Raw genomic sequence first — 21,836 nt, 5'->3', positions numbered from 1 at the left:
GAATAATAGACTAAGATTGAGGTGCAGTGATTATCAGTAATTATAGTGAGCTAGCTGGCAATGAACTATAATAAAAGGGATTACTGCCGAAATTTCGTAGCGGTTAGCAGCTGGGCGAAGTTGGGTCTGGGCTGAATAAGCACAGGACTGCCACTAAAGTAGTGGAGTGCTATCTTAATCACTTTAGAACTTTAAAGCGATTGGTAGTATATAATTATATATAGCCAATCGCTTTTTTATGTTTAGTAATAAAGTTTCACTTTTCAAATTGATAATTGATAGTGGATAATTGATAGTTAAGGTCAAAGCCTTACAAGAACTTTGGTGTTTAAGGTTTTTAACTATCAATTATCAATTGACAATTATCAACTGTAACTATATTACTATTTAATTGTAAATTGTACACTGTAAACTATAAACTGTAAAGGGGGAATAAGGAAAATGAAAAAAATAATAGTAACTGGGGCCAATGGTAAGATGGGCCAAGAGGTTGTAAAGATGATCAGTAAGAAGGATGATTTTAAATTGGTGGGTGCAGTTGATATAAATGGGGTTGGTGAGGATATACATAGTATTTTATCTTTAAAAGAAGATCCTGTAATTATCAAAGGTAACTTAGAAGAGGTTTTAAAGGAGACTAAAGGAGATGTTTTAGCTGATTTTACTACAGCAAAGGTGGTTATGGATAATGTTAGGACAGCCATTGCTAAGGGGATTGATATTGTAGTTGGAGCAACAGGAATTACAGAGGCGGATTTGACTAAGATTGAAGATCTTAATAAAGAAGGAAAATCTAATATTATTGTAGCACCAAACTTTGCAATTGGAGCAATTTTAATGATGGAATTTTCTAAGAGGGCTGCTAAGTTTATGGAAAGAGTAGAGATAATTGAGCTTCACCATGACAATAAACTTGATGCACCTTCAGGAACGGCTATTAAAACTGCTGAATTGATTAGTGATAACTTAGATGAAAAGATAAAAGGCTTGGAGGTTATTGAGAAGATAAAAGGGGCCCGTGGTGCAAATCATGATGGTATCAATATCCACAGTGTAAGACTTCCAGGTCTTGTTGCCCATCAAGAGGTCATCTTTGGAGGTTTAGGACAGACCTTAAGTATCAAGCATGATTCTATTAGTAGAGAATCTTTTATGCCAGGTGTTGAGTTGGCAATTAGGAAGCTAGATGAAGTAGATGGTTTAGTATATGGGTTAGATAATTTAATAGAATTTTAAAAAAATCTTATAAGACAAGCACTACTGAAAGCTCTAAACATATAATAATATTGACTAAGGGGAAGAAAGGGGGATCAGCTATGAGTGTTATCAACTTGGAAGGTCAGAAGGTTGGTTTCTTAGGAGGAGATGATAGAGAGCTAGAGTTGCTATCTATTCTTTTAAAGAAAGGAGCTTCTTTAGAAGTTCTAGGACAGCTTGAGGGCCTTAAAGAAGATGAAGTTATCTTTGTGGATTCTTTGATGAATTTAAGTAAAGAATTAGATGTTGTAATTGCCCCTATGACAGGAACTGATCAAAATTTGAAGATTAAGAAGACCTTTGAAGATAAAAATGTAGTATTAACTGAAGATTTTTTTGCTACCTTAAAGCCAGGGACTAAGTTCTTTATTGGCTTTGCCAAGGATAAAATAAAAGCTTGGTGCCAAAAATACCAAATAGAATTAATTGAACTGGCGGCATTAGATGAAGTGGCTATCTTAAATGCTATTCCAACTGCAGAAGGAGCCATAGAGATAGCAATGCAAGAGATGCCAATAACTTTACATAAGAATAATTCCTTTGTTTTGGGATTGGGTAGGGTAGGATTAGCTTTAGCTAGAAGGTTAAAGGCTTTAGGTAGTAATACCTATGGGGTGGCAAGAAAGCCTAAAGATTTAGCTAGAGCAGAAGAGATGGGTCTTATACCTGTTCACTTTAATGATTTAGATGAGTTACTAGGTGAAGGTGACTTTATCTTCAATACAGTTCCAGCTTTGATATTAGACAAAGAGAGGTTGGAAAAGGTTAACCCTGAAGGGATAATTATAGATTTGGCATCTTATCCTGGTGGTACAGATTTTGATGCTGCTCAAAACTTAGGGATTAAGGCAGAGTTGGCCCTAGGGTTACCAGGAAAGGTTGCACCTAAGAGTGCTGGAAGGATATTAGGTGATATTATCCCCCGTATTATAAAGGAGTAGTTTTTTAGAGGTTTTGTTTTGGAGGTTAATATTGTTTAGAGTCAAGAGTGCTCTCTGCTTATAGTGTTAGAAATAAGTCTCAGTATCTTTATAAAGTAAAAAAGCTTAACTTATATAGTAAAGAGAATTTATTTTTTAAAGCTATAGATAACTTTAATCCCCTTTAATCGAAAATCGTATATTGTAAACTTAAATGAAATGAGAGTACTGACTAATTATTTAGGAGGTGCTTATCATGAGTTTTGAAGGAAAGAGTATCGGTTTTGCCCTAACTGGTTCTCACTGTACTTTGGCTAAAGTTATGCCAATTATGCAGGAGTTTGTAGATAAAGGAGCCAACGTAACTCCAATTCTCTCTGAGGCTGTTCAGACCCACCAAACTAGGTTTGGTAATCCAGAAAAGTGGAGATCTCAAGTTATAGAGATAACTGGTAATGAACCGATAACTACCATACCAGAGGCTGAACCTATTGGGCCCAAGGCTTTATTTGATATAATGGTTGTAGCCCCTTGTACAGGTAATACAACTGCTAAGGTTGCCAATGCCATTACCGATACAGCGGTTACTATGGCTATTAAAGCTCAACTTAGGAATGAAAAGCCAGTTGTCTTGGCTATTGCTACTAATGATGCTTTGGGGAACAATGCTAAAAATATAGGAGAAGTTATCAATACTCCAAATATATATCTTGTCCCCTTAGGTCAAGATGATGCAGTCAACAAACCTAAATCTTGGGTATCGAGGATGGATCTGGTGATAGATACTACTGATTATGCTTTGAAAGGCAAACAGTTACAACCAGTTATAATTGAGTATATGGGGATATGAGAAAAGCTGTCAGCTTTCAGCTATTAGCTTTCAGTTAAAATCAATAACTTAATTATTCTTAATTACTAATCCTGTGCTTATAAAAAATAGTTTTGAAAATAGTCAAAGGGTTTGAGCTGACTGCTGACGACTGATAGCTTAACTATTTAAGCCAAGGAGGGTCTAAGATGGTTAAGAGAATTGTTGTAAGTGGGGCCAATGGTAAGATGGGGCGAGAGGCTATTAAGATGATCTTTAAAAAAAATGATTTTCAATTAGTTGGAGCAGTTGATATAATAAATGTTGGAAAGGATATTTATAGGTTGTTGGCCCTTGATGGAGATGGTATAAAGATAAGTGATGATTTAAGTGAGACTGTCAACAAGACTGGGGCTGATCTAGTGGTAGATTTTAGTACCCCAGAAGCTGTTGCTAATAATATAGAATGCGCTATTGAAGAGGGTGTAGACATTGTAGTAGGAACTACAGGTATTGAAGATGATTATTTAGAAGCTTTAATGGATAGGGGGATTGAAAGTGGTGTTATCATATCTCCAAACTTCGCTATTGGTGCTGTTTTAATGATGGATTTTGCTAAAAGAGCAGTTAAGTTTATGGAGGGGGTTGAGGTAATTGAGTTTCATCATAAGAATAAGGCCGAATCTCCTTCTGGAACAGCTCTTAAGACAGTAGAGGCAATAAGTAAAAAAGGTTCTTTAAAGGAAGATAGTAAAGAAGGTTTAGAGACTATTAAAGGGGCACGTGGTGGAGATAAGGATGGGATAAGAATTCATAGTGTAAGACTAGGTGGTTTTGTATCCCATCAAGAAGTGATCTTTGGTGATTTAGGTCAAAGATTAACAATAAGATTTGACTCCATCAGCCGTGAGTCCTTTATGCCAGGCCTTGAGATTGCCATTAGGAAGATAGACGGTGTTGAAGGTGTGGTTTATGGGTTGGAGAATTTAATTGATATATAGTAATATAGTTTCAGTTGATAGTTGTCAATTGATAATTGATAGTTAAAAACCTTAAACTCTAAACCCTAAAGTTCTTGTAAGGTTTCGATCTTAACTATCAATTATCCACTTTCAATTATCAATTTAGAAAGTACCACTATATTACTATGAAGTATCATTTTAACATTAATATATACGAATAAACAATATAAAAAAACTTGGGAGGTATTTATTATGAAGAGGTGTAATGTAGCGGTGGTAGGTGCAACTGGAGCAGTAGGTCGTGAAATGCTAAGTATTTTGGAGGAGTTGGATTTTCCTTTTGATGATTTGAAGTTGTTGGCAACAGAGCGTTCTGCTGGTGAGGTTATCTCTTGTAAAGGTAATGATTATGTAGTGGAGGTTAGTTCTCCTGAAGCCTTTGAAGAGGTGGATATTGCTTTATTTAGTGCTGGGGCTGGAGCGAGCAAGAAGTTGGCCCCAGAAGCAGTAAAGAGAGGAACAGTTGTTATAGATAACAGTAGTGCTTTTAGAATGGATGAAGAGGTTCCTTTGGTTGTACCTGAGGTCAACCCTGAAGATATCTTTAAGCATAAAGGTATAATCGCAAATCCAAATTGTTCTACAATTCAAATGGTAGCAGCTCTAAAACCAATCTATGATAGAGTTGGAATTGAGAGGCTTGTAATATCAACTTATCAGGCAGTATCTGGAACTGGAAAGGCTGCTATGGATGAGTTAGAGGAGCAATCTAGAGCAATTTTAGATGGGAAGGAAGCTCAATCTAATGTTTATCCTCATCAAATTGCTTTCAATGTCTTACCACATATTGATATTTTCTTCAATGATGGCTATACTAAGGAAGAGATGAAGATGGTAAATGAGACTAAGAAGATTATGGGTGATGATAGTATAAAGGTAACTGCTACTGCTGCTAGAGTTCCAGTCTTTTATGGTCATGCTGAATCTATCAATATAGAAACTAAAGAGAAGTTATCTGTTAAAGAGGTAAAGGAATTGTTAGATCAGACTTCAGGAGTTAAGGTTGTTGATGATCCAGAGGATTTATCATATCCAATGCAGGTAGATTCTGAAGAGATAGATGATGTTTTAGTTGGTAGAATTAGAGAGGACTATACGATAGATAATGGATTGAATTTGTGGGTTGTAGCTAATAACTTAAGAAAAGGAGCAGCCTTAAATACAGTTCAGATAGCTAAAAGGTTGATCGAAGATTAATCTTTAGGAGGTTTATTCCCTCCTTTAAGGTTGTATCTTAATGAATCCATAAGCTAGCATTGAGTCTAGCTAGCTGTGGGATGAAGTGAGGTGAAATGATGCCTAATATAGTGGTTCAAAAGTTTGGTGGGACATCTGTAGCTACTGCTAAACGAAGAGAACAGGTGATTGATAAGGTTATTAATTGTATAAACCTTGGTTATAAGCCTGTTGTGGTAGTTTCAGCTATAGGAAGAGAAGGAGCACCTTATGCTACAGATACTCTGATTAATTTTGCCTTGGATATTTATGATAATATAGATCCAAGGTCTAAGGATCTTTTAATGTCTTGTGGCGAAGTAATTTCAACTGTAGTCATTAGTCAGGCTTTAAGATCTAGAGGTTATGAGTGTGAGCCTTTAAATGGTGCTCAGTCAGGAATTATCACCGATGAAAACTTTGGTGATACAAGGGTTAAAGAGGTTAAGACTAATCGTATCTTAGATATTATAGAAGAGGGGAAGATTCCGATAGTAGCAGGATTTCAAGGGGTATCAGATAATGGTGAGGTTACTACCTTAGGCAGAGGAGGTTCAGATACAACTGCTTGTGCCTTAGGGGCTGCCTTGCATGCTGAAATGGTGGAGATATATACAGATGTAGAGGGGATAATGACAGCAGACCCTAGAATTGTACCAAATGCAAAGACCTTAAAGCATGTTACTTATACAGAAGCTTGTGAACTTGCTTATCAAGGAGCTAGAGTTATCCATCCACGAGCAGCAGAGATTGCTATGCGTGAAAGAGTTCCTATAATTATTAGATCTACTTTTAGTGATGCTCAAGGCACTGTGATTTCAAATATATTTGATCAAGATCAAATAGAGATTAAGGGCGATAGGGTTGTAACTGGGGTGACAAGTAGGTCTAATTTATCTTTAGTTAGGGTCCATCCAAGAAACAAACAACAGAGTGCAACCGCATTAGGTTGTTTTGGGGTATTAGCTGAGGTTGGAATAAGTGTAGATTTTATCAATGTAAGACCTGAGATAATTACCTTCATGGTCAGTGATGATGCAATAGGTCAGGCTTGTGATTTATTAGAGGAGAAGAAATATAATTATGACCTCTTGCAAGACTATGTAAAGCTATCTATTGTAGGTGCGGGTATGACAGGGGTACCAGGGGTAATGGCTCAAGTAGTTGAAGCATTAGCATCTGAGGAGATATCTATATACCAGACTACAGATTCACATACAACAATTTCATGCTTAGTCGAGGCAAAAGATGAAAACAAGGGCTTATGTGCCCTGCATGATTATTTTGAGCTTGGGGAGTAAAATTTGGAGGTGTTTTTAATGAGTTTTGGTGAAGTTTTGACAGCGATGGTGACTCCTTTTAAGGAGGACTTAAGTGTAGATTATGATGGTGCAGTTAAAGTAGGTAGATATTTGATTGAGAATGGCTCTGATGCTTTGCTGGTATTAGGGACTACAGGTGAGGTTCCTACTCTATCTAAGGAAGAGAAGGAAAAGTTATTAAAGATTTTGGTTGATGAATTAGGGGGAGATACTAAGATAATTGCTGGGACAGGTTCTTACTCTACAACCGATACAATTTCTTTTACTAAGAGGGCTGAAGAGATCGGTGTTGACGGGGTGATGTTAGTAACTCCTTATTATAATAAGCCACCTCAAGAGGGATTATATAAGCATTTTAAGATGGTGGCTGAAGAAACTGATCTTCCTATTATCCTTTATAATGTACCAGGAAGATCTGCTACAAATATTGACCCTAAGACGGTAGCTAGATTGTCTAAAATAGATAATATAGTAGCTGTTAAGGAGGCCAGTGGGTCTGTTGAACAAGCAATTAAGATTAGAAGCTTAACTGATGATGATTTTTTAATTTATAGTGGTGATGACACTTTAACTTTGCCGATCTTATCAATTGGGGGACAAGGAGTTATTAGTGTTGCCTCTCATTTGGTAGGAAAAGAGATTAAAGAGATGATTGGTGATTTTAAGGCTGGTAGGTTGGATAAGGCTGCTAAGAAGAATGCCCAACTTAATAAGTTGTTCAATACTATGTTTATAACTACAAACCCTATACCTGTAAAAGCAGCTTTGAATTTAATTGGTCAAGGTGTTGGAGGACTTAGACCACCTTTGGTTGAATTATCAGATAGTGAGTACAAAGAATTAGAGAGTGTCTTAAAGGAATATAGATTGTTTTAATTTATTTAAAGTTCTCTAAGCTTAAAAGCTTAGAGAACTTTTATTTTTAACTATTAATTTAATTGATAATAGTTAAAATTAAATCTCTCCTTGTTTTTATATGCAAAATAACTTATAATATAAAATAGAGTATTTAGAACGGGGATTTATAATATTGTAATTTTATATTTAAGGCTATTTAGGACTAGCTTAATTATAAATTTCTATGCGGAATTAGATCGTAAAAAAATTTGGAGGTGTTTTTTAATTAGATGTTTAAAAAGAAAATAAAAGAGGTAACAGTTATTCCCTTAGGTGGGATAGGAGAAATAGGAAAGAATATGATGATTGTAGAGGCCAATGATGAGATATTGATCGTTGATGCTGGAGTGAAGTTTCCAGAGGATGAATTATACGGAGTTGATTTGGTTATTCCAGATATATCCTATCTCAGAAAGAATCGTGATAGAATAAAGGGAATCGTATTAACTCATGGTCATGAGGACCATATAGGAGCCTTACCTTATCTATTAAAGGAGATAAATGTCCCTGTTTATGGAACTAAGTTAACTTTAGGTCTATTGAGCGGGAAGCTTAGATCCCATAATATATTGGGAGATGCTTATTTAAAGCATGTTTATCCGGGACATTCGGTGAAGGTAGGATCTTTTAAGGTTGAATTTATTAGAGTTAATCATAGTATTGCTGATGCTTGTGCTTTGGCTATACATACTCCTGCAGGGCCTTTGGTTTATGCAAGTGACTTTAAATTTGATCAAACGCCAATCGATGGACAGATGGCAGATATCCATAAACTAGCTGAACTAGGTAATGAAGGTGTGTTGGCCCTATTTTCTGATAGTACTAATGTAGAGCGAGAAGGCTTTACTATGTCGGAAAAAGAGGTAGGTAAGACTATAGATAAAAACTTTAGTGAGGCTGAGCAGAAGATATTTGTAGCTAGTTTTGCTTCTAATATCCATAGAATTCAACAGGTTTTTGATGCAGCTATGAAGTATAATCGCAAAGTTGCTTTAAGTGGGAGAAGTATGATTAATAATGTTGGTATTGCTATGGATTTAGGATATTTAGATTTCCCTGAGGAGATATTAATTGATGTAAAAGATGTTAAGAATTATCCTGATGATAAGGTTGTTCTTCTTATGACTGGTAGTCAAGGTGAAAGAATGGCAGCATTAACTAGGATGGCTCGTGGAGATCACTATCATATTAGTGTTGAAAAAGGTGATACAATTATAGTATCTGCTACTGCTATACCAGGTAATGCAAAAGCAGTAGGTAAGACAATTAATCAATTATTTAAACGCGGGGCCAACGTTATTTATGAAGCGTTATCAGGTGTTCATGTGTCTGGTCATGCTAGTCAAGAAGAGTTAAAACTTATGTTAAATTTAACAAGACCTACTTATTTCTTTCCAGTTCATGGTGAGTATCGTCATCTACATTTACATGCTAAGTTGGCTGAGAGTGTAGGTGTCTCTAAAGAGAATATCTTTATTCCTGACTTAGGAGATAAAATCCATTTAACACCTAAAGAAGGCAAGATAACTGGTAGTGTGGAAGCAGGTAGAGTTTTAATAGATGGTTTGGGTATTGGAGATGTTGGAAATGTTGTTTTACGTGATAGAAGATTATTGTCTGAAAATGGAATTTTAATGGTTGTAGTTACAATAAATAAAAAAGGAAAAATCCTAGCTGGTCCTGATATTATATCTCGTGGTTTTGTTTATATTAGAGAGTCTGAAAGTTTAATTAGAGATGCCAATAAAGAGGTTGAGAAGGTATTGGCTAAGTGTGAAGAAAGAGGTATTGCTGAATGGTCAGTCTTAAAATCTGAAATGAGAAATGTTTTAAATACTTTCCTTTATGAAAGAATCAAGAGAAGACCTATGATCTTACCGATTATTATGGAGGTATAGATGATAAAAAAAGACTAACCTTTAAAGGTTAGTCTTTTTTGTTTGAAAATTAATAATCTTTAGATGATAGCCGAAGACTGATAGATATTAATAAAGCCAAGCTTATTAATGAAAAAATAAATGAATATAAAAAAAGAACTTTATTATACTAAATAGTAAGAACTGAAAGGAGTGTGATAAAGTTTGAATAAAGATATAAATTTAAATAATCAAGGAGGGCCAACGCCTTCGCTAAACCCAAGTCAACCAAATCAGCCTAGTCAAAAACCACAAAAGGGTAAAGGTGGTCAGCCGAATATGGCAGCTTTAAAGAATTTAAAGCAGCTAGGTCAGACCAATAATATACCTCAGGTTGATAGTGACATCCATGCTTTAACAATAGTTGGGCAGATTGAAGGTCATGCAGTTTTGCCGCCCAAGAATAAAACTACTAAATATGAGCATTTAATTCCTCAATTGATTGCTATAGAGCAGAACCCAAAAATTAAAGGGGTATTGGTAGTTTTAAATACTGTTGGTGGGGATATAGAAGCAGGGTTGGCTATATCTGAAATGTTGACAAGTCTCTCTAAACCTACAGTATCTTTAGTCTTAGGAGGTGGGCATAGTATAGGTGTTCCTATTGCAGTTTCAGCAGATCATTCCTTTATAGCAGAGACTGCTACAATGATAGTCCACCCAATTCGTTTAACAGGAATGGTAATAGGAGTACCTCAAACCTATGATTATCTAGATAAGATGCAAGAAAGAATCGTTAGGTTTGTATCAAAGCACTCAAATATACAAGAACAGAGATTTAAAGATATAATGTTTGAAACTGGTGAACTTGTAAGGGATGTAGGAACAGTTTTAATTGGTGAAGATGCTGTGAAAGAAGGAATTATTAAAGAGGTGGGAGGTCTAGGCCATGCTATCAGTAAGTTACGATCACTAATAGATCAAAATCAAGTTGAAAATGGGAATGGTAACGGAAGAGAGAGTGCTCCGCGCCAAAGTGTTATCCAAGCTTTAGAAGAAGGTGATAATTAATGTATTATTCTATTTTAGCAGATGGTCTATGGTTAGAAGAAGATTATCAAGATGAAGAGACCTTTGAGATAGAGAATAACGGGGTTACTTTAGAACTTAAATCTGATTCAACTAATTCTTGTGAAGTAGTTAGAATAATAAGTTCTAATCCACAAGACTATTTGAATTCTGATTATCAACCAGGAACCAAGGTTGAATTTAAACCATTTATAAGTGAATAAAGATAAATAACTAACTAAAAGTCGCCCTTTAAGGGCGGCTTTTTAAATCTTCTTGATTAAGATACTAATTCTGTGTTATAATAAGTCAGACGATTAAAAAACTAAATAAGACAGTTCGCAACCATCCTGTCTATAAATAAAACTAGGAATAATCTACCTATAGAGGTAGGTGTTCTTTGTTTGCTTATAGAGGCGTGGGCCTCTATTTTTTGTTTTTTGTAATCTAATAAGTGACGAGTTGAAATTAAGTCATCAAAATAAAAGTTAATAGTAATTAAGTGTCACTTTCGTGCCACTAGTAATGGGTAATGAGTGAAGAGTAATGAGTAAAGTCAAAATCTCAAAACCTCTTATAAGTCTTAGGTAACAAAGGGGTTTCTGTTTTTTTAAGGTTTTACCCATTACTCATTACTGATTACTCATCACCAGTAATAAAGTGACGCTTTATTACTATATAGTTTCAACTAATTTAGGAGGAAGTTTAATGAAAAGAATCGGAATTACTACCACAGTGCCAATAGAAATTCTATTAGCAGCAGGTTATAAACCTGTTGATCTCAATAACCTATTTATTACCTCAAAGGATTATTCTAAATACATAGATAGGGCAGAAAGAGATGGATTTCCTAAGAGTTCTTGTGCTTGGATTAAAGGGATATATGGGGCTTGTTTGGAGCATAAAATTGAAGAGGTTATTGGGGTAATAGGAGGAGATTGTTCTAATACCAAGGCTTTAATTGAAGTTTTGAAGTTGCTAGGGATTAAATTCTATCCCTTTGCTTATCCACATAATCGAAGTTTAGAAAAAGTTAAAGAGTCTTTAGATGATTTTATGGATCTTTTTGGAGTAACTCTAGAAGAGGTAGAAGAGGAGAGAAAAAGCTTAAAAAAAGCAAGAGACTTGGCTAAGAGGATAGATGAATTAACCTTTAAGGAGAATAAAGCAACAGGTTTTGAAAATCACCTTTATCAAGTAAGTTGTAGTGACTTTGACGGTGATATTTTAGGCTTTGAAAAAGAATTAAAAGATAAGATTGAAGATATTAAGAGAAGAGATCCTCTTAATAAAGAGATTAGGTTAGGCTTTATAGGGGTTCCTCCAATGACAGCTGATATATATGAATATGTAAATAAATTTAATGCTTACTTTGTTTACAATGAGGTACAAAGGGAGTTTGCTTTTCCTAGAGCAAATAGAGTCAATAATATCTATGAACAGTATTATGACTATACATATCCATATGATATAGAATTTAGATTAGAGGTTATAAAAAAGGAGATAGAAAAGAGAAATTTAGATGCTATTATTCATTATACTCAAGCTTTTTGTTATCGAGAGATTGAGGATATACTAATCAAAGATAAGCTAGACATCCCAATTTTAAGTGTAAGTGGTGATAAGTTTAATTATTTAGACTCTAGGACAGAGCTTAGATTAGAGGCTTTCTTGGATATGTTAGGGGATTTAAAGGGGGTTAAAGGTTGAAGATTTTAGGTATAGATTTAGGAAGTAGAGAGGTTAAGATGGCCCTTATGGATAATGGAGAGGTTATAGCCAAGGAGAAGGTTAGTACAATGGCTTTTTATAGAGACTATTCAAAGTATGAGGGTAGGATTGTAGTAGATACGAAGAGGTTTAACTGGGGAGATATAGATTATAGATTTTCAACTGGATATGGAAGAAATAATACTGATTTAAAGGGCTTTGAAGCAATCAATGAGATTAAAGCCCATGTCTATGGTGCTTTGTACCAGACAGGATTTAAGGATTTTGTTCTTTTAGATGTAGGGGGCCAAGATGTTAAGGTGGTTAGAGTTGAAAAGGGGTTGACAACAGATTTGGAGCTTAATGATAAGTGTGCTGCCTCTTGTGGAAGATATCTAGAGAATATGGCTAACCTTTTAGAAATATCTTTAGATGATATGGCTAAACATTTTGAAGATCCAGTAGATCTCAATTCTACCTGTGCTGTTTTCTCTGAATCTGAATTGATTGGACAGATAGCTCAAGGGACAACGGTAGAAAGGCTCTGTGCTGGGGTCAACTATTCAATGTACAAAAGGTTAAGGCCATTACTTACCAAATTTAAAGGAAATAAATTGCTTTTAGCCGGTGGAGTTGCCCATAATGGGGCAATACTAAAGTATCTAGAGAAGGATTATGATAGAGTAATCAAGTTAGATGATCCCCAATTTAATGGGGCGATAGGGTGTTGTTACTATAGTAAATTAAAAATTAATAATTAAAAATGTAGAATAAAACTTGAAATATTCTTAATTCTTAATTAAAAGAAAGGGTGTTATAGATGAAGAAAGCAGTGGTTTTATTATCAGGGGGTTTGGATTCGACAACGGCTTTATATTTGGCTAAGGATGAGGGTTATGAGCTTTATGCTATCTCCTTTGACTATGGACAACGTCATAACAAAGAGTTAGAATCTGCTAAAAGAGTAGCCAAAGAAGCAGGTGTTAAAGATCATATTATAGTTGAGACTAATATGAGAGCTTGGGGAGGTTCAGCTCTTACAGATGATCAGATAGATGTACCTAAGGGTAATGATGAGGACAGTGATATACCTGTAACCTATGTTCCAGCAAGGAATATGATCTTCTTATCCTATGCAGCTTCTTATGCAGAAGTTGTAGGAGCTCAGGATATCTTTATTGGAGTAAGTGAAGTAGATTATTCAGGCTATGTTGATTGTCGCCAAGAGTTTATTGATGCTATGGAGGAGGCTATCAATAAAGGAACAGTCTGTGGAGCAGAAGAGGGGAAAAAGATTAAAGTTAGAGCTCCCTTTATAGATATGACCAAAGCTCAAGAGGTTAAGCTAGGAATGAAATTAGAAGTCGATTATAGTAGTACCTGGTCTTGTTATAATGGTGAAGAGAAAGCTTGTGGCGAATGTGATAGCTGTGTATTACGTTTAAAGGCATTTAAAGAAGCAGGGCATAAAGATCCGGTGGAGTATAAGAGTAGATAATAGATGAGAAATATTATCAATACATTTGCGTGTTTAGATAGCCTTTAAGCTGATAAAAAATATTTAAAGAGTTAATTTATTATCTGAATTTTAAGGGGTGTTATTATGTTATCGCTAACAAAGGAGTTTAGTTGGGATATGGCGCATATGCTGGCTCATCATGAAGGGCTTTGTAAAAATCTCCATGGACATACCTATAAGATGGAGGTTAAAGTTGGTAGAGATAAGGGGTCTTTGGCTCAAACTGGACCAGATGCGGGAATGGTTATTGATTTTAAGGGTTTGAAGAGGATTGTAAAGAAAGAGGTCGTTGACCCTTTAGATCATGGATTTATCTACTGGGCCAACTCTCCAGATCGAGTTGAGATAGAGGTGGCAAAGGTTTTAAAACAGGCTGGGAGAAAAGTTGTTAAATTAAACTATCGACCTACTGCTGAAATGATGGCTTTAGACTTCTTTAAACGGCTGGAAGACAAGTTTATTGGAGAGGGTATTAAGCTATTAGAGATTAAGCTTTGGGAGACACCAACAAGCTATGCTCAGGTTAGAGGAGATGAATAGTGTGAAGCTAGAGGAATTTAAGAATAATAAATTAGAGATAGTTGAAATTTTTAAGAGCATATCCGGGGAAGGGATATCTGCTGGAGAAATTGTAGCTTTTGTTAGAGTTGCTGGCTGTAATTTAAGGTGTAGTTATTGTGATACTAAATATAGCTATATTGAAGATAGTTCAGATAATCTCTTCTTATATCCTCAAGAGATAGTAGATACTTTAAATGAATTAGAGGTTAAAAAGGTCATCTGCACAGGTGGTGAACCATTAGAGGTGGATAAAGTAAAGAGGTATTTACCTATTTACTTAGCTAAAGAAGGTTTTGAGGTTAGAATAGAGAGCAATGGTAGCTGTCCGATATATACTCAAAATGAGATGATTTCTTTTAGTTATAATAAAGAATTTAAATTAAATTACACCTTAGATGTTAAAAGTCCTAGCTCGGGGGTAGAAGAAGAGAAGTTTTTCAAAGATAACCTTTTAAACTTAAGTTTAGGAGATGAATTGAAGTTTGTAGTGGGCAACCAGGCAGATTTAGATTATTCAATTACTTTTCTTGAAAGACATGCTAAAGTTTTAGCTAAAAATAAAGTTATTATTAACTTCTCTCCAATTTTTGGAGTAATGGAAGAGGGTCGGCTGGTAGAGTTTTTATTAAATTATAACTCATTTTTTTTGGAGTTAGGGTTAAAAACTCGCCTAAGCTTACAAATACACAAGGTTATTTGGGTCGTTGATAAGAGAGGAGTTTAAGGAAGGGGGTTTAGGATGAAGGATGTACAAAATAGAAGAGGTGATTATCTATTTGATATAGATAAGGTTGGGGTCAAAAATCTAGTTCAGCCTTTAAGATTAAAATCTAAAGAAGGTAAACTTATATCAACAGTTGGAAATTTTAGTTTAGGTGTTGACTTAGCTAAGGATATAAAGGGAATAAATATGAGCAGATTACCTCAATTGTTAGCCAATTTAGAAGAAGAAGGTTTTGTTTTTGAGGATATTAAAAGAGATACTCTCAAGGTTTTAAAGGATATAAAGGAGAAGGTAGGAGCTAATAACTCTTATTTAGAGGTGGAATTTAATTACTTCCTCTCTAAAAAGGCTCCGGTTTCAGATTATAAAGGTATTATGCCTTATAGATGTGAGATTAAGAGTGCTCTAAAGGAAGAATATGAATTTGATTTAAGTATAGAAGTTCCAGTGACTACCTTATGTCCTTGTTCAAAGGAAATAAGTAGTTATTCAGCACATAACCAGAGGGGTTATGTAAAGGTATCTTTAAATTTTAATGAAAAATTATGGATTGAAGATATTATAAAATTAGTAGAGTTTCAAGGTAGTTGTGAAATTTATCCTGTTTTAAAGAGGGTTGATGAAAAATATGTTACAGAAAAAGCTTATGATAATCCTCGATTTGTAGAGGATATGGTAAGGTATGTAGGAGAATCCTTACTTTCTGATAAGCGTATAGAATCTTTTAGTGTTGAAAGTAGGCACCAAGAATCTATCCATTCCCATGATGCTTATGCTTTGTTAGAAAAGAAGAAAGATAGAAAAAAGAGCTAAGTTTCTATAATATACCCTATAAGGTGGACACTGAAAAAAAGAGTGTTCCTTATAGGGTATTTTTTGTATAATGGAAATATATTATTTTGAAAATCTGGAGGCTTGGCTAATAGCTAGTAACTAGTAGCAAGTTGCACGAAAGTGCAACTATATTAATGGTAAGCGTTATTTTAATAGTCAATCTGCATATAAATTAGGTAAAAGGAGTTGAAGTGGAGATGAATATATTATTGAATATTATAATTGGTTTGGGGTTAAGTGCTGCCTGCGGCTTTAAAGTCTTTACCCCTTTACTTATAATGAGTATCGCTTCTTTATCAGGGGATTTGGAGTTGTTAGAAGAGTTTAAATGGATAGGAAGTTATGGGGCGTTAATTACCCTTAGTGTTGCTACTTTTATTGAAGTATTTTCTTATTACTTTCCTCTCATTGACCGTCTTTTAATAAAAATAGAAGGGCCAACAGCTGTTATTGCCGGAAGTATAATGATGGCCTCTTGTGTTGTAGAGTTAAGCCCTTTGTTACAATGGGCTGTGGCTATTATTGCTGGTGGTGGAACTTCGGCAATAGTTGAATTTTTATCATTGAATAAGTTGAAGGTGGTTGGGTATGAGCTTAGAAAAGAGTATAGGTTTTATCTATCATCATTAACTTTCTTAGCAGCTCTTTTCTTTTCGCTTTTGGCTTTATATGCTCCTTACTTGAGTTTTTTGCTTTCTTTAGTACTTATCTTTAAAGCCTTTAAATACTACATAGAATCTCATATTTCTATTAAGGTGGTATAAGGGTATAATGTGGATGGTATCATTATAAGGCCTCATCTAAATAAAAATGTTCTGTCTTATAGGGCCAACCTTCTACAAGTATCTGAACTTTATCAATCCCTTCTATTTGTGTAAGGGTCTTGGTTATGGATTTGATCTTTAACCATTCACTACCTCCGCCAAGGTTATGAGAGCTAAACTCTTGGCTGAAGTCTACATAAGCTATCCCATCTTCAATAGCTAAGGAGATAAGTTGAGTATCTTTAGGAACTAGTGATAGACTATTATATTCTGTTGGCCCTGCTATTAATTTATTAATACTTAAGAAGGCAATTTCTTCAAGACTTGATCTATTATCTTCTTGGCTTATTTCTAAGGATTCTATTTTTAGTTTTTCTTCTACTAAAGATTCCCTAAATCCATCAATTCCACCATAATAGAGTTTAATCTGATTACTCTTATCTTCTCTAGATGCTAAGACACTTTTTTCTGTTGGCAGCAAATGTAGATTATTATTAAAATAATTTATTACTCCTTCTCCTATACCTTGAGCAATTATCCTCTGTTCTTTAGGGTCGGTCATTCTCTTAACATCAGTAGGGTTGCTAATAAATCCAACCTCAACGATTACAGCAGGAACATTACTTTTTCTTAATATATAATAGGGGGCTGACTTTATTTTACGATAATTCTCAGGTTGTATCTCTATTAACTTCTCTTGGATGGCTGATGCTAATTTTTTTCCTTCATCAGAGCCTGGGTTATAGAAGGTTTGCCCACCAAAGGATTGAGAACTTGGGAAGCTATTTACATGCACACTGACAAGAATATCTGCTTTATTATCTTCAACTATCTTGACTCTATTAACAATATCTTTATTACGATCATCCTGATATAACCTATCCTCTTGTCTAGTCATTACTACATTAATATTACCTCTATTTAAGAACCGGGCCAACTCCTTTGCAATCGCCAAATTAATATCCTTCTCTAAAATCCCATCTCTGTTGGCCCCAGCATCTATACCACCATGTCCTGCATCTATTACTACTACCTTATCAAGCGATGAATAAGGTTCATTACTATTTACAGCATAAGTGATCATAAAAGAGATAAGGAAGATGGCGATTAAAGAGAGGGAGATTGTTAGAGGAGTAATAAAATATACCCTTGATCCTTTCATCTAAACACTCCTTTCGTGGTTAGCTATCAGCTATCAGTCGTCAGCTATCAGAAAGAGCTTAAAATCTTAATCACTTTAGGTCTTGATTTTTTTCTTTATGGATGAAAGCTGATAGCTGAAGACTAACAATAAAGCTGTGCTTTATTATTGTATTAATGATCTTTAAGTATATTCAGGACAAAATATTCCATTTATCCATTGAAGGTGATAATTACTAAGATGATTGAATAAATAAATAGCAGGAGAGGAGGGATTTGAATGGAGGTTGAATTTGATAAGAAGGATATACTTGTCTTCTGTCTTGTTTTGAGTATAGCCTTCTTTTTGCTAGGTTTATTTACTAGTGATGTCTTTAATGGCAGGGCGATTAAAGTTAGTAATGAGAAGTTGGTCCCTATTTATAGAGTAGATACTGAGCAAAAGAAGGTAGCTATAACTTTAGATGGTATGTGGGGAGCTAAGAGAACCCCAGAGTTATTACAGATATTTAGAGATAATGATGTAAATATAACCTTCTTTTTTGGGGGTAATTGGTTAGAAGAGTATCCTAATTATGTAAGGGAGATAGCAGCTAATGGTCATGAAGTTGGCAATCATAGCTATAGTCACCCTCATATGGCTTCATTAAATGAAAGTGGGATGAAGGAGGAATTAAATAGAACAGGGGAGTTGATTAAGAGGCTAACAGGCCAGGAGCCTAAGGTCTTTAGACCTCCCTTTGGAGAGTATAATAATCTTTTAATCAAGACCTGTGATGAGCTTGGTTATTATACGATTCAATGGAGTATAGATTCTCATGACTGGATGGATGTGAGTGCAGATACTATTGTTAAGAGGGTTATGGATAATGTTGGCCCAGGAGATATAGTTCTAATGCATAATAATGGAAAAAATACTCCTGAAGCTTTAAGGCGACTAATACCCAAGTTAAAGGGTATGGGCTATGAGATAGTACCAGTTTCAGAGTTGATCTACCATGATAACTATTATATAGAGACTCATACTGGAACTCAAAAGAGAAAGAGGGGGGTACAATAAAGATGAAGAGAGGAAAAATTAGAATCTTTTATTTACCATTAAATAAGGATGTTTTACTGAGTTTGGTTGGAATGGTGATTTTAATAAGTTTTGGACTTATACATTTTGATAATCAAGGTGTAAGGGAGCAACCAGTATTTCAAGATCAGAACAAAGCTTATTACCAAGGACCAACAGATAAAGCCCAGATGTCCTTGGCTATTAATGTAGCTTGGGGAGAGGAGTACCTTCCTTCTATGTTGGATACCTTAGATGAACATAATGTAAAGGCAACTTTCTTCTTTATTGGTCGTTGGGTAGAGAAATTTCCTGATATGATTAAGGAGATACAAGATAAAGGACATGAAATAGGGAATCATGGATATAGACACCTCCATCCTAAACAGTTATCTAAAGAAGGGGTAGTAGATATGATTAAGAAGAATGAAGAGCTTATTGAAGATGTGACTGGGTATAAGACTAATCTATTTGCTCCTCCATATGGAGAGGTTGATGATCGGATTGTAGAGATAGCTAATGAGTTGGGGTATAAGACGATTATGTGGACAGTAGATACCATAGACTGGCAAAGACCTGCTCCGCAGGTAATTGTAAATAGAATAGTACCTAAAGCCAAAAATGGTGGCATTGTTTTGATGCATCCAACAGAGCCGACAGCACAAGCCTTACCAGAGATGATTAAGGGCTTAAGTGAAAAGGGATATAATCTGGTTACCATCTCCCAACTCTTAGAATAGAGGGGGATTAGCGATGATATTAGAAGGTGGAAGTTTTGCTAACCTTAAACGTAGTTTGATAATCTTGATTATAATCATTATATTAGCAATATTACTAATTGGTTTATTTGGTGAGGTAGATAGGCTAATTAGATTCTTCTGGGGGGTTGAAGAGGGTGTAAGCTATTATGGAGAGGATTTAAGCGGATACTTAGATAGTGAGGTAAGAGATTTTCTTCTATATTACTCAAAAGAGTTAATGTTATATCCAGTTAATGCTTATATAGATAAGAGTAATGGGGAGATAATTGCAGAGGTTGAAGGAGAGATTTTAGATATTGGTGAGACAATGAAGAAGATATTTAATGCCGAGGATGGAGAGAAAGTTGAAGGTGTAAGGTGTGTTCTAAAACCTTGGTTAACTAAAAAGGATATAGAGAATATAAGTTATAAAGTTGGGAGTTATAATACTACTATTAGAGGTAGTGAAGGTAGAAGGAGAAATATAGAAATAGCTACTAAGGCTATTAATAATATATTACTCTTAAGTGGTGAGACCTTTTCATTTAATAGAGTTGTTGGTCCAAGGACTAAAGAGGCTGGATTTGCAGAAGCCCCAGAAGTTGTAGATGGTGAATTGACTAAAGGAGTTGGTGGTGGTATCTGCCAAGTCTCAAGTACCCTCTATAATGCTTTAGAGGTAGAAGGTTTAGAGGTGGTAGAAAGGCATGCCCATTCTAAAGATGTAGGTTATGTTCCTAAGGGTAAAGATGCTACAGTTGCTTGGGATTACTTTGACTTGAAGTTTAAGAATAATCTCTCTAGTCCAATTATAATAAAAGCAAAGGTAGTCGATGACAAGTTGGTTGTAGAGGTTTTAGGTAAAGAGGAGGATTACTAGAAGAGTAGTAGGGTTCCAAGATCAATTTGAATACTTAGACCCTGATATTTAAGAAGCTATTATATAAAAGGTTTAGGGAAGAGGAATTACTAAAGGTACAGAGAATTTCTAATAAGAGGAGGATTAAAGAAGTAGAAGCAGAGTCCAATGAAGAAAGAATAAAGGAATGGACGCAGATTAAAGTCCGATAAGAGCCGACAAGGTCAGGACAAGAGATTAAGTAATTAAGTTTTAGGAATCTGGAATAGGGAATCAGTAAAACCTTAAATTAGATTTAATTATTGTTAAGTTCTGGAACTTAGGCTTTACTTACACTCACACTGATACAGACACTAAAAGATACAAGAAAGGATGGTTTTTAGAGTATGAAGATAAGAATTAAGAAGTTAGATGCAGAAGCGAAGTTACCAAAGTACCAACATGGGAGCAATGAAGATGCAGGGATGGATCTTTACTCTATAGAAGAAGGGGTAATTGGCCCTGGAGAATATAAGTTATTCAAGACCGGTATTGCTATTAGTTTACCTGTTGGTTATGCTGGTTTTGTTAATCCACGCAGTGGGTTAGCCTTGAAGTATGGGGTTACCGTTTTAAATGCTGATGGGGTGATTGACCCAGGTTATAGAGGTGAGATTGGTATAGTGTTGATCAATCATGGAAAAGAAGAGTTTAAGGTCAATAAAGGAGATAGGATAGCCCAGTTAATTGTACAGAAGTATGAAAGAGTGCAATGGGAGATAGCTGATGATCTTTCTGATTCTAAGCGAGGGGAAGGAGGATATGGCCATACAGGAATAGGGCAGTAGGGCGGTACAAGAAGTATCAAGTTAAAAAAAGAAAGAGCAACTCCGCCCACAGAGAGTTTTTTGGTGGGCTTGTCACGAAGGGTTCGGTTTTTGAACCCGTAGAGTTAAAAACTCGTAGAGATAGTTGATAAATAATATAAAGAATAAAGGGATCAGCTTTATAAAGCTGATCCCTTTATTAAGTTTAGAAGGGGAATTATGTTGATTAATTGTAATTTTATTGTTATTATTATATAAATAAGATTTAATGTTATATGAATTGAATTTTTCCTATAGTTTCAATTAGGTCAAAGAAAGGGGAGGGTTATGTGATTGAGGTAAGGAATCTGACAAAGGAGTTTAAGGTTTACAAGCGAGATCCTGGTTTGATTGGAGCACTAAAAAGTTTATATAAGAAAAAGGCTGAGATTAAACGAGCAGTTGATCAGATATCATTTAGTATTGATAAGGGAGAGGTTGTAGGGTACATTGGCCCAAATGGAGCAGGGAAATCTACAACTATTAAGATGATGACTGGTATTTTGGTTCCCAGCAGTGGAGAATGTATAGTTAATGGGGTAGTCCCTTATGAGAATCGTAAGTTAAATGCCAAGGATATAGGGGTAGTTTTTGGTCAGAGGACACAGCTATGGTGGGATCTTCCTTTGACTGAGACCTTCTCTATACTAAAAGAGATATATAATGTAAGTGATAGTGATTTTAAAGAGGGGATGGATTTTTTAGAAAAGCCCTTGGA

23 protein-coding genes and 1 riboswitch are annotated in these 21,836 nt (G+C 35.2%); of the genes, 22 read left to right on the top strand and 1 reads right to left on the bottom strand.

Going from position 1 to position 21,836, the window contains the following annotated elements:
• Positions 1-8: 8 nt before the first annotated feature.
• Positions 9-180, top strand: a riboswitch (Lysine riboswitch).
• Between the two features lie 261 nt (positions 181-441).
• The 17 genes from dapB (HALSAC_RS0104260) to HALSAC_RS16335 all read left to right on the top strand — a co-directional run bounded on the left by dapB (HALSAC_RS0104260) (position 442) and on the right by HALSAC_RS16335 (position 16,477).
• The gene (gene dapB, locus HALSAC_RS0104260; protein WP_027339221.1) at positions 442-1,236 is read left to right on the top strand and encodes a 4-hydroxy-tetrahydrodipicolinate reductase; all 795 of its coding nucleotides are present in this window, start codon (positions 442-444) and stop codon (positions 1,234-1,236) included.
• An 80-nt stretch (positions 1,237-1,316) separates the two neighbouring features.
• Positions 1,317-2,198: a dipicolinate synthase subunit DpsA gene (gene dpsA, locus HALSAC_RS0104255; RefSeq protein ID WP_027339220.1), complete on the top strand. Its 882-nt coding sequence runs from the start codon at positions 1,317-1,319 to the stop codon at positions 2,196-2,198.
• A 235-nt stretch (positions 2,199-2,433) separates the two neighbouring features.
• On the top strand, positions 2,434-3,027 hold the full coding sequence (locus tag HALSAC_RS0104250; protein WP_027339219.1) for a dipicolinate synthase subunit B: 594 nt from the start codon (positions 2,434-2,436) through the stop codon (positions 3,025-3,027).
• A gap of 167 nt (positions 3,028-3,194) precedes the next feature.
• Entirely contained in the window at positions 3,195-3,986 is a 792-nt protein-coding gene (dapB, locus tag HALSAC_RS0104245) for a 4-hydroxy-tetrahydrodipicolinate reductase (RefSeq protein ID WP_027339218.1), read from the top strand.
• Positions 3,987-4,199: 213 nt separating this feature from the next.
• Entirely contained in the window at positions 4,200-5,204 is a 1,005-nt protein-coding gene (locus HALSAC_RS0104240) for an aspartate-semialdehyde dehydrogenase (RefSeq protein WP_027339217.1), read from the top strand.
• A gap of 98 nt (positions 5,205-5,302) precedes the next feature.
• Entirely contained in the window at positions 5,303-6,523 is a 1,221-nt protein-coding gene (gene dapG, locus HALSAC_RS0104235) for an aspartate kinase (RefSeq protein WP_027339216.1), read from the top strand.
• An 18-nt stretch (positions 6,524-6,541) separates the two neighbouring features.
• Positions 6,542-7,420, top strand: a complete 879-nt coding sequence (dapA, locus tag HALSAC_RS0104230; RefSeq protein WP_027339215.1) for a 4-hydroxy-tetrahydrodipicolinate synthase — start codon at positions 6,542-6,544, stop codon at positions 7,418-7,420.
• A gap of 251 nt (positions 7,421-7,671) precedes the next feature.
• A complete protein-coding gene (locus HALSAC_RS0104225) occupies positions 7,672-9,339 on the top strand; it encodes a ribonuclease J (protein WP_027339214.1) in 1,668 nt (555 codons plus the stop codon).
• 297 nt (positions 9,340-9,636) lie between these two features.
• Entirely contained in the window at positions 9,637-10,368 is a 732-nt protein-coding gene (locus HALSAC_RS0104220; RefSeq protein WP_084804372.1) for a ClpP family protease, read from the top strand.
• A complete protein-coding gene (locus HALSAC_RS15030) occupies positions 10,368-10,589 on the top strand; it encodes a YlzJ-like family protein (RefSeq protein WP_035571277.1) in 222 nt (73 codons plus the stop codon). Before HALSAC_RS0104220 ends, HALSAC_RS15030 begins: the two co-directional genes overlap by 1 nt.
• Positions 10,590-11,073: 484 nt before the next feature.
• A complete protein-coding gene (locus HALSAC_RS0104210) occupies positions 11,074-12,075 on the top strand; it encodes a 2-hydroxyacyl-CoA dehydratase family protein (protein WP_027339212.1) in 1,002 nt (333 codons plus the stop codon).
• Positions 12,072-12,836, top strand: coding sequence for an acyl-CoA dehydratase activase (locus tag HALSAC_RS0104205; RefSeq protein WP_027339211.1), 765 nt, complete (start codon positions 12,072-12,074; stop codon positions 12,834-12,836). The genes HALSAC_RS0104210 and HALSAC_RS0104205 overlap by 4 nt, the downstream gene beginning before the upstream one ends.
• A 59-nt stretch (positions 12,837-12,895) precedes the next feature.
• Positions 12,896-13,573, top strand: coding sequence for a 7-cyano-7-deazaguanine synthase QueC (queC, locus tag HALSAC_RS0104200; RefSeq protein ID WP_027339210.1), 678 nt, complete (start codon positions 12,896-12,898; stop codon positions 13,571-13,573).
• A gap of 105 nt (positions 13,574-13,678) precedes the next feature.
• Complete coding sequence (locus tag HALSAC_RS0104195; protein ID WP_027339209.1) at positions 13,679-14,134, top strand: 6-pyruvoyl trahydropterin synthase family protein; 456 nt, start codon at positions 13,679-13,681, stop codon at positions 14,132-14,134.
• Positions 14,109-14,879, top strand: coding sequence for a radical SAM protein (locus tag HALSAC_RS0104190; protein WP_245579424.1), 771 nt, complete (start codon positions 14,109-14,111; stop codon positions 14,877-14,879). The genes HALSAC_RS0104195 and HALSAC_RS0104190 overlap by 26 nt, the downstream gene beginning before the upstream one ends.
• A 15-nt stretch (positions 14,880-14,894) precedes the next feature.
• The gene (gene folE2, locus HALSAC_RS0104185; protein ID WP_027339207.1) at positions 14,895-15,692 is read left to right on the top strand and encodes a GTP cyclohydrolase FolE2; all 798 of its coding nucleotides are present in this window, start codon (positions 14,895-14,897) and stop codon (positions 15,690-15,692) included.
• A 218-nt stretch (positions 15,693-15,910) separates the two neighbouring features.
• Positions 15,911-16,477 carry a DUF4126 domain-containing protein gene (locus tag HALSAC_RS16335; protein ID WP_051412073.1) on the top strand — a complete coding sequence of 189 codons (567 nt, stop codon included), beginning with the start codon at positions 15,911-15,913 and terminating at the stop codon, positions 16,475-16,477.
• 22 nt (positions 16,478-16,499) lie between these two features.
• Here HALSAC_RS16335 and HALSAC_RS16330 read toward each other — a convergent pair whose 3' ends face one another.
• Complete coding sequence (locus HALSAC_RS16330; protein WP_051412072.1) at positions 16,500-17,639, bottom strand: N-acetylmuramoyl-L-alanine amidase; 1,140 nt, start codon at positions 17,637-17,639, stop codon at positions 16,500-16,502.
• A 258-nt stretch (positions 17,640-17,897) separates the two neighbouring features.
• Here HALSAC_RS16330 and HALSAC_RS0104170 point away from each other — a divergent pair, with 258 nt between their 5' ends.
• From HALSAC_RS0104170 to HALSAC_RS15015, 5 genes are all read left to right on the top strand, one after another.
• Positions 17,898-18,677 (top strand): polysaccharide deacetylase family protein, encoded by a 780-nt coding sequence (locus HALSAC_RS0104170; protein WP_027339206.1) that lies wholly within the window; start codon positions 17,898-17,900, stop codon positions 18,675-18,677.
• Positions 18,678-18,679: 2 nt separating this feature from the next.
• On the top strand, positions 18,680-19,414 hold the full coding sequence (locus HALSAC_RS0104165) for a polysaccharide deacetylase family protein (RefSeq protein ID WP_051412071.1): 735 nt from the start codon (positions 18,680-18,682) through the stop codon (positions 19,412-19,414).
• A gap of 13 nt (positions 19,415-19,427) precedes the next feature.
• Positions 19,428-20,294 carry a VanW family protein gene (locus tag HALSAC_RS0104160; protein ID WP_027339204.1) on the top strand — a complete coding sequence of 289 codons (867 nt, stop codon included), beginning with the start codon at positions 19,428-19,430 and terminating at the stop codon, positions 20,292-20,294.
• A 365-nt stretch (positions 20,295-20,659) separates the two neighbouring features.
• Positions 20,660-21,100 (top strand): dUTP diphosphatase, encoded by a 441-nt coding sequence (gene dut, locus HALSAC_RS0104155; protein ID WP_027339203.1) that lies wholly within the window; start codon positions 20,660-20,662, stop codon positions 21,098-21,100.
• 308 nt (positions 21,101-21,408) lie between these two features.
• The coding region (locus HALSAC_RS15015; RefSeq protein ID WP_035571273.1) for an ATP-binding cassette domain-containing protein at positions 21,409-21,836 on the top strand (428 nt) is incomplete at its 3' end.

This window comes from Halonatronum saccharophilum DSM 13868, from assembly GCF_000517025.1.
Classification (GTDB): domain Bacteria; phylum Bacillota; class Halanaerobiia; order Halobacteroidales; family Halobacteroidaceae; genus Halonatronum; species Halonatronum saccharophilum.
The sequence above is the reverse complement of the archived record's forward strand: the minus strand, read 5'-3'. Positions and strand labels throughout refer to the sequence as shown.

What these genes read in the sequence shown, in the direction of transcription:
- dapB (WP_027339221.1), top strand. Translation starts at nt 442, where the DNA reads ATGAAAAAAATAATAGTAACTGGGGCCAATGGTAAGATGGGCCAAGAG.
- dpsA (WP_027339220.1), top strand. Translation starts at nt 1,317, where the DNA reads ATGAGTGTTATCAACTTGGAAGGTCAGAAGGTTGGTTTCTTAGGAGGA.
- HALSAC_RS0104250 (WP_027339219.1), top strand. Translation starts at nt 2,434, where the DNA reads ATGAGTTTTGAAGGAAAGAGTATCGGTTTTGCCCTAACTGGTTCTCAC.
- dapB (WP_027339218.1), top strand. Translation starts at nt 3,195, where the DNA reads ATGGTTAAGAGAATTGTTGTAAGTGGGGCCAATGGTAAGATGGGGCGA.
- HALSAC_RS0104240 (WP_027339217.1), top strand. Translation starts at nt 4,200, where the DNA reads ATGAAGAGGTGTAATGTAGCGGTGGTAGGTGCAACTGGAGCAGTAGGT.
- dapG (WP_027339216.1), top strand. Translation starts at nt 5,303, where the DNA reads ATGCCTAATATAGTGGTTCAAAAGTTTGGTGGGACATCTGTAGCTACT.
- dapA (WP_027339215.1), top strand. Translation starts at nt 6,542, where the DNA reads ATGAGTTTTGGTGAAGTTTTGACAGCGATGGTGACTCCTTTTAAGGAG.
- HALSAC_RS0104225 (WP_027339214.1), top strand. Translation starts at nt 7,672, where the DNA reads ATGTTTAAAAAGAAAATAAAAGAGGTAACAGTTATTCCCTTAGGTGGG.
- HALSAC_RS0104220 (WP_084804372.1), top strand. Translation starts at nt 9,637, where the DNA reads ATGGCAGCTTTAAAGAATTTAAAGCAGCTAGGTCAGACCAATAATATA.
- HALSAC_RS15030 (WP_035571277.1), top strand. Translation starts at nt 10,368, where the DNA reads ATGTATTATTCTATTTTAGCAGATGGTCTATGGTTAGAAGAAGATTAT.
- HALSAC_RS0104210 (WP_027339212.1), top strand. Translation starts at nt 11,074, where the DNA reads ATGAAAAGAATCGGAATTACTACCACAGTGCCAATAGAAATTCTATTA.
- queC (WP_027339210.1), top strand. Translation starts at nt 12,896, where the DNA reads ATGAAGAAAGCAGTGGTTTTATTATCAGGGGGTTTGGATTCGACAACG.
- HALSAC_RS0104195 (WP_027339209.1), top strand. Translation starts at nt 13,679, where the DNA reads ATGTTATCGCTAACAAAGGAGTTTAGTTGGGATATGGCGCATATGCTG.
- HALSAC_RS0104190 (WP_245579424.1), top strand. Translation starts at nt 14,109, where the DNA reads ATGCTCAGGTTAGAGGAGATGAATAGTGTGAAGCTAGAGGAATTTAAG.
- folE2 (WP_027339207.1), top strand. Translation starts at nt 14,895, where the DNA reads ATGAAGGATGTACAAAATAGAAGAGGTGATTATCTATTTGATATAGAT.
- HALSAC_RS16335 (WP_051412073.1), top strand. Translation starts at nt 15,911, where the DNA reads ATGAATATATTATTGAATATTATAATTGGTTTGGGGTTAAGTGCTGCC.
- HALSAC_RS16330 (WP_051412072.1), bottom strand. Translation starts at nt 17,639, where the DNA reads ATGAAAGGATCAAGGGTATATTTTATTACTCCTCTAACAATCTCCCTC.
- HALSAC_RS0104170 (WP_027339206.1), top strand. Translation starts at nt 17,898, where the DNA reads ATGGAGGTTGAATTTGATAAGAAGGATATACTTGTCTTCTGTCTTGTT.
- HALSAC_RS0104165 (WP_051412071.1), top strand. Translation starts at nt 18,680, where the DNA reads ATGAAGAGAGGAAAAATTAGAATCTTTTATTTACCATTAAATAAGGAT.
- HALSAC_RS0104160 (WP_027339204.1), top strand. Translation starts at nt 19,428, where the DNA reads ATGATATTAGAAGGTGGAAGTTTTGCTAACCTTAAACGTAGTTTGATA.
- dut (WP_027339203.1), top strand. Translation starts at nt 20,660, where the DNA reads ATGAAGATAAGAATTAAGAAGTTAGATGCAGAAGCGAAGTTACCAAAG.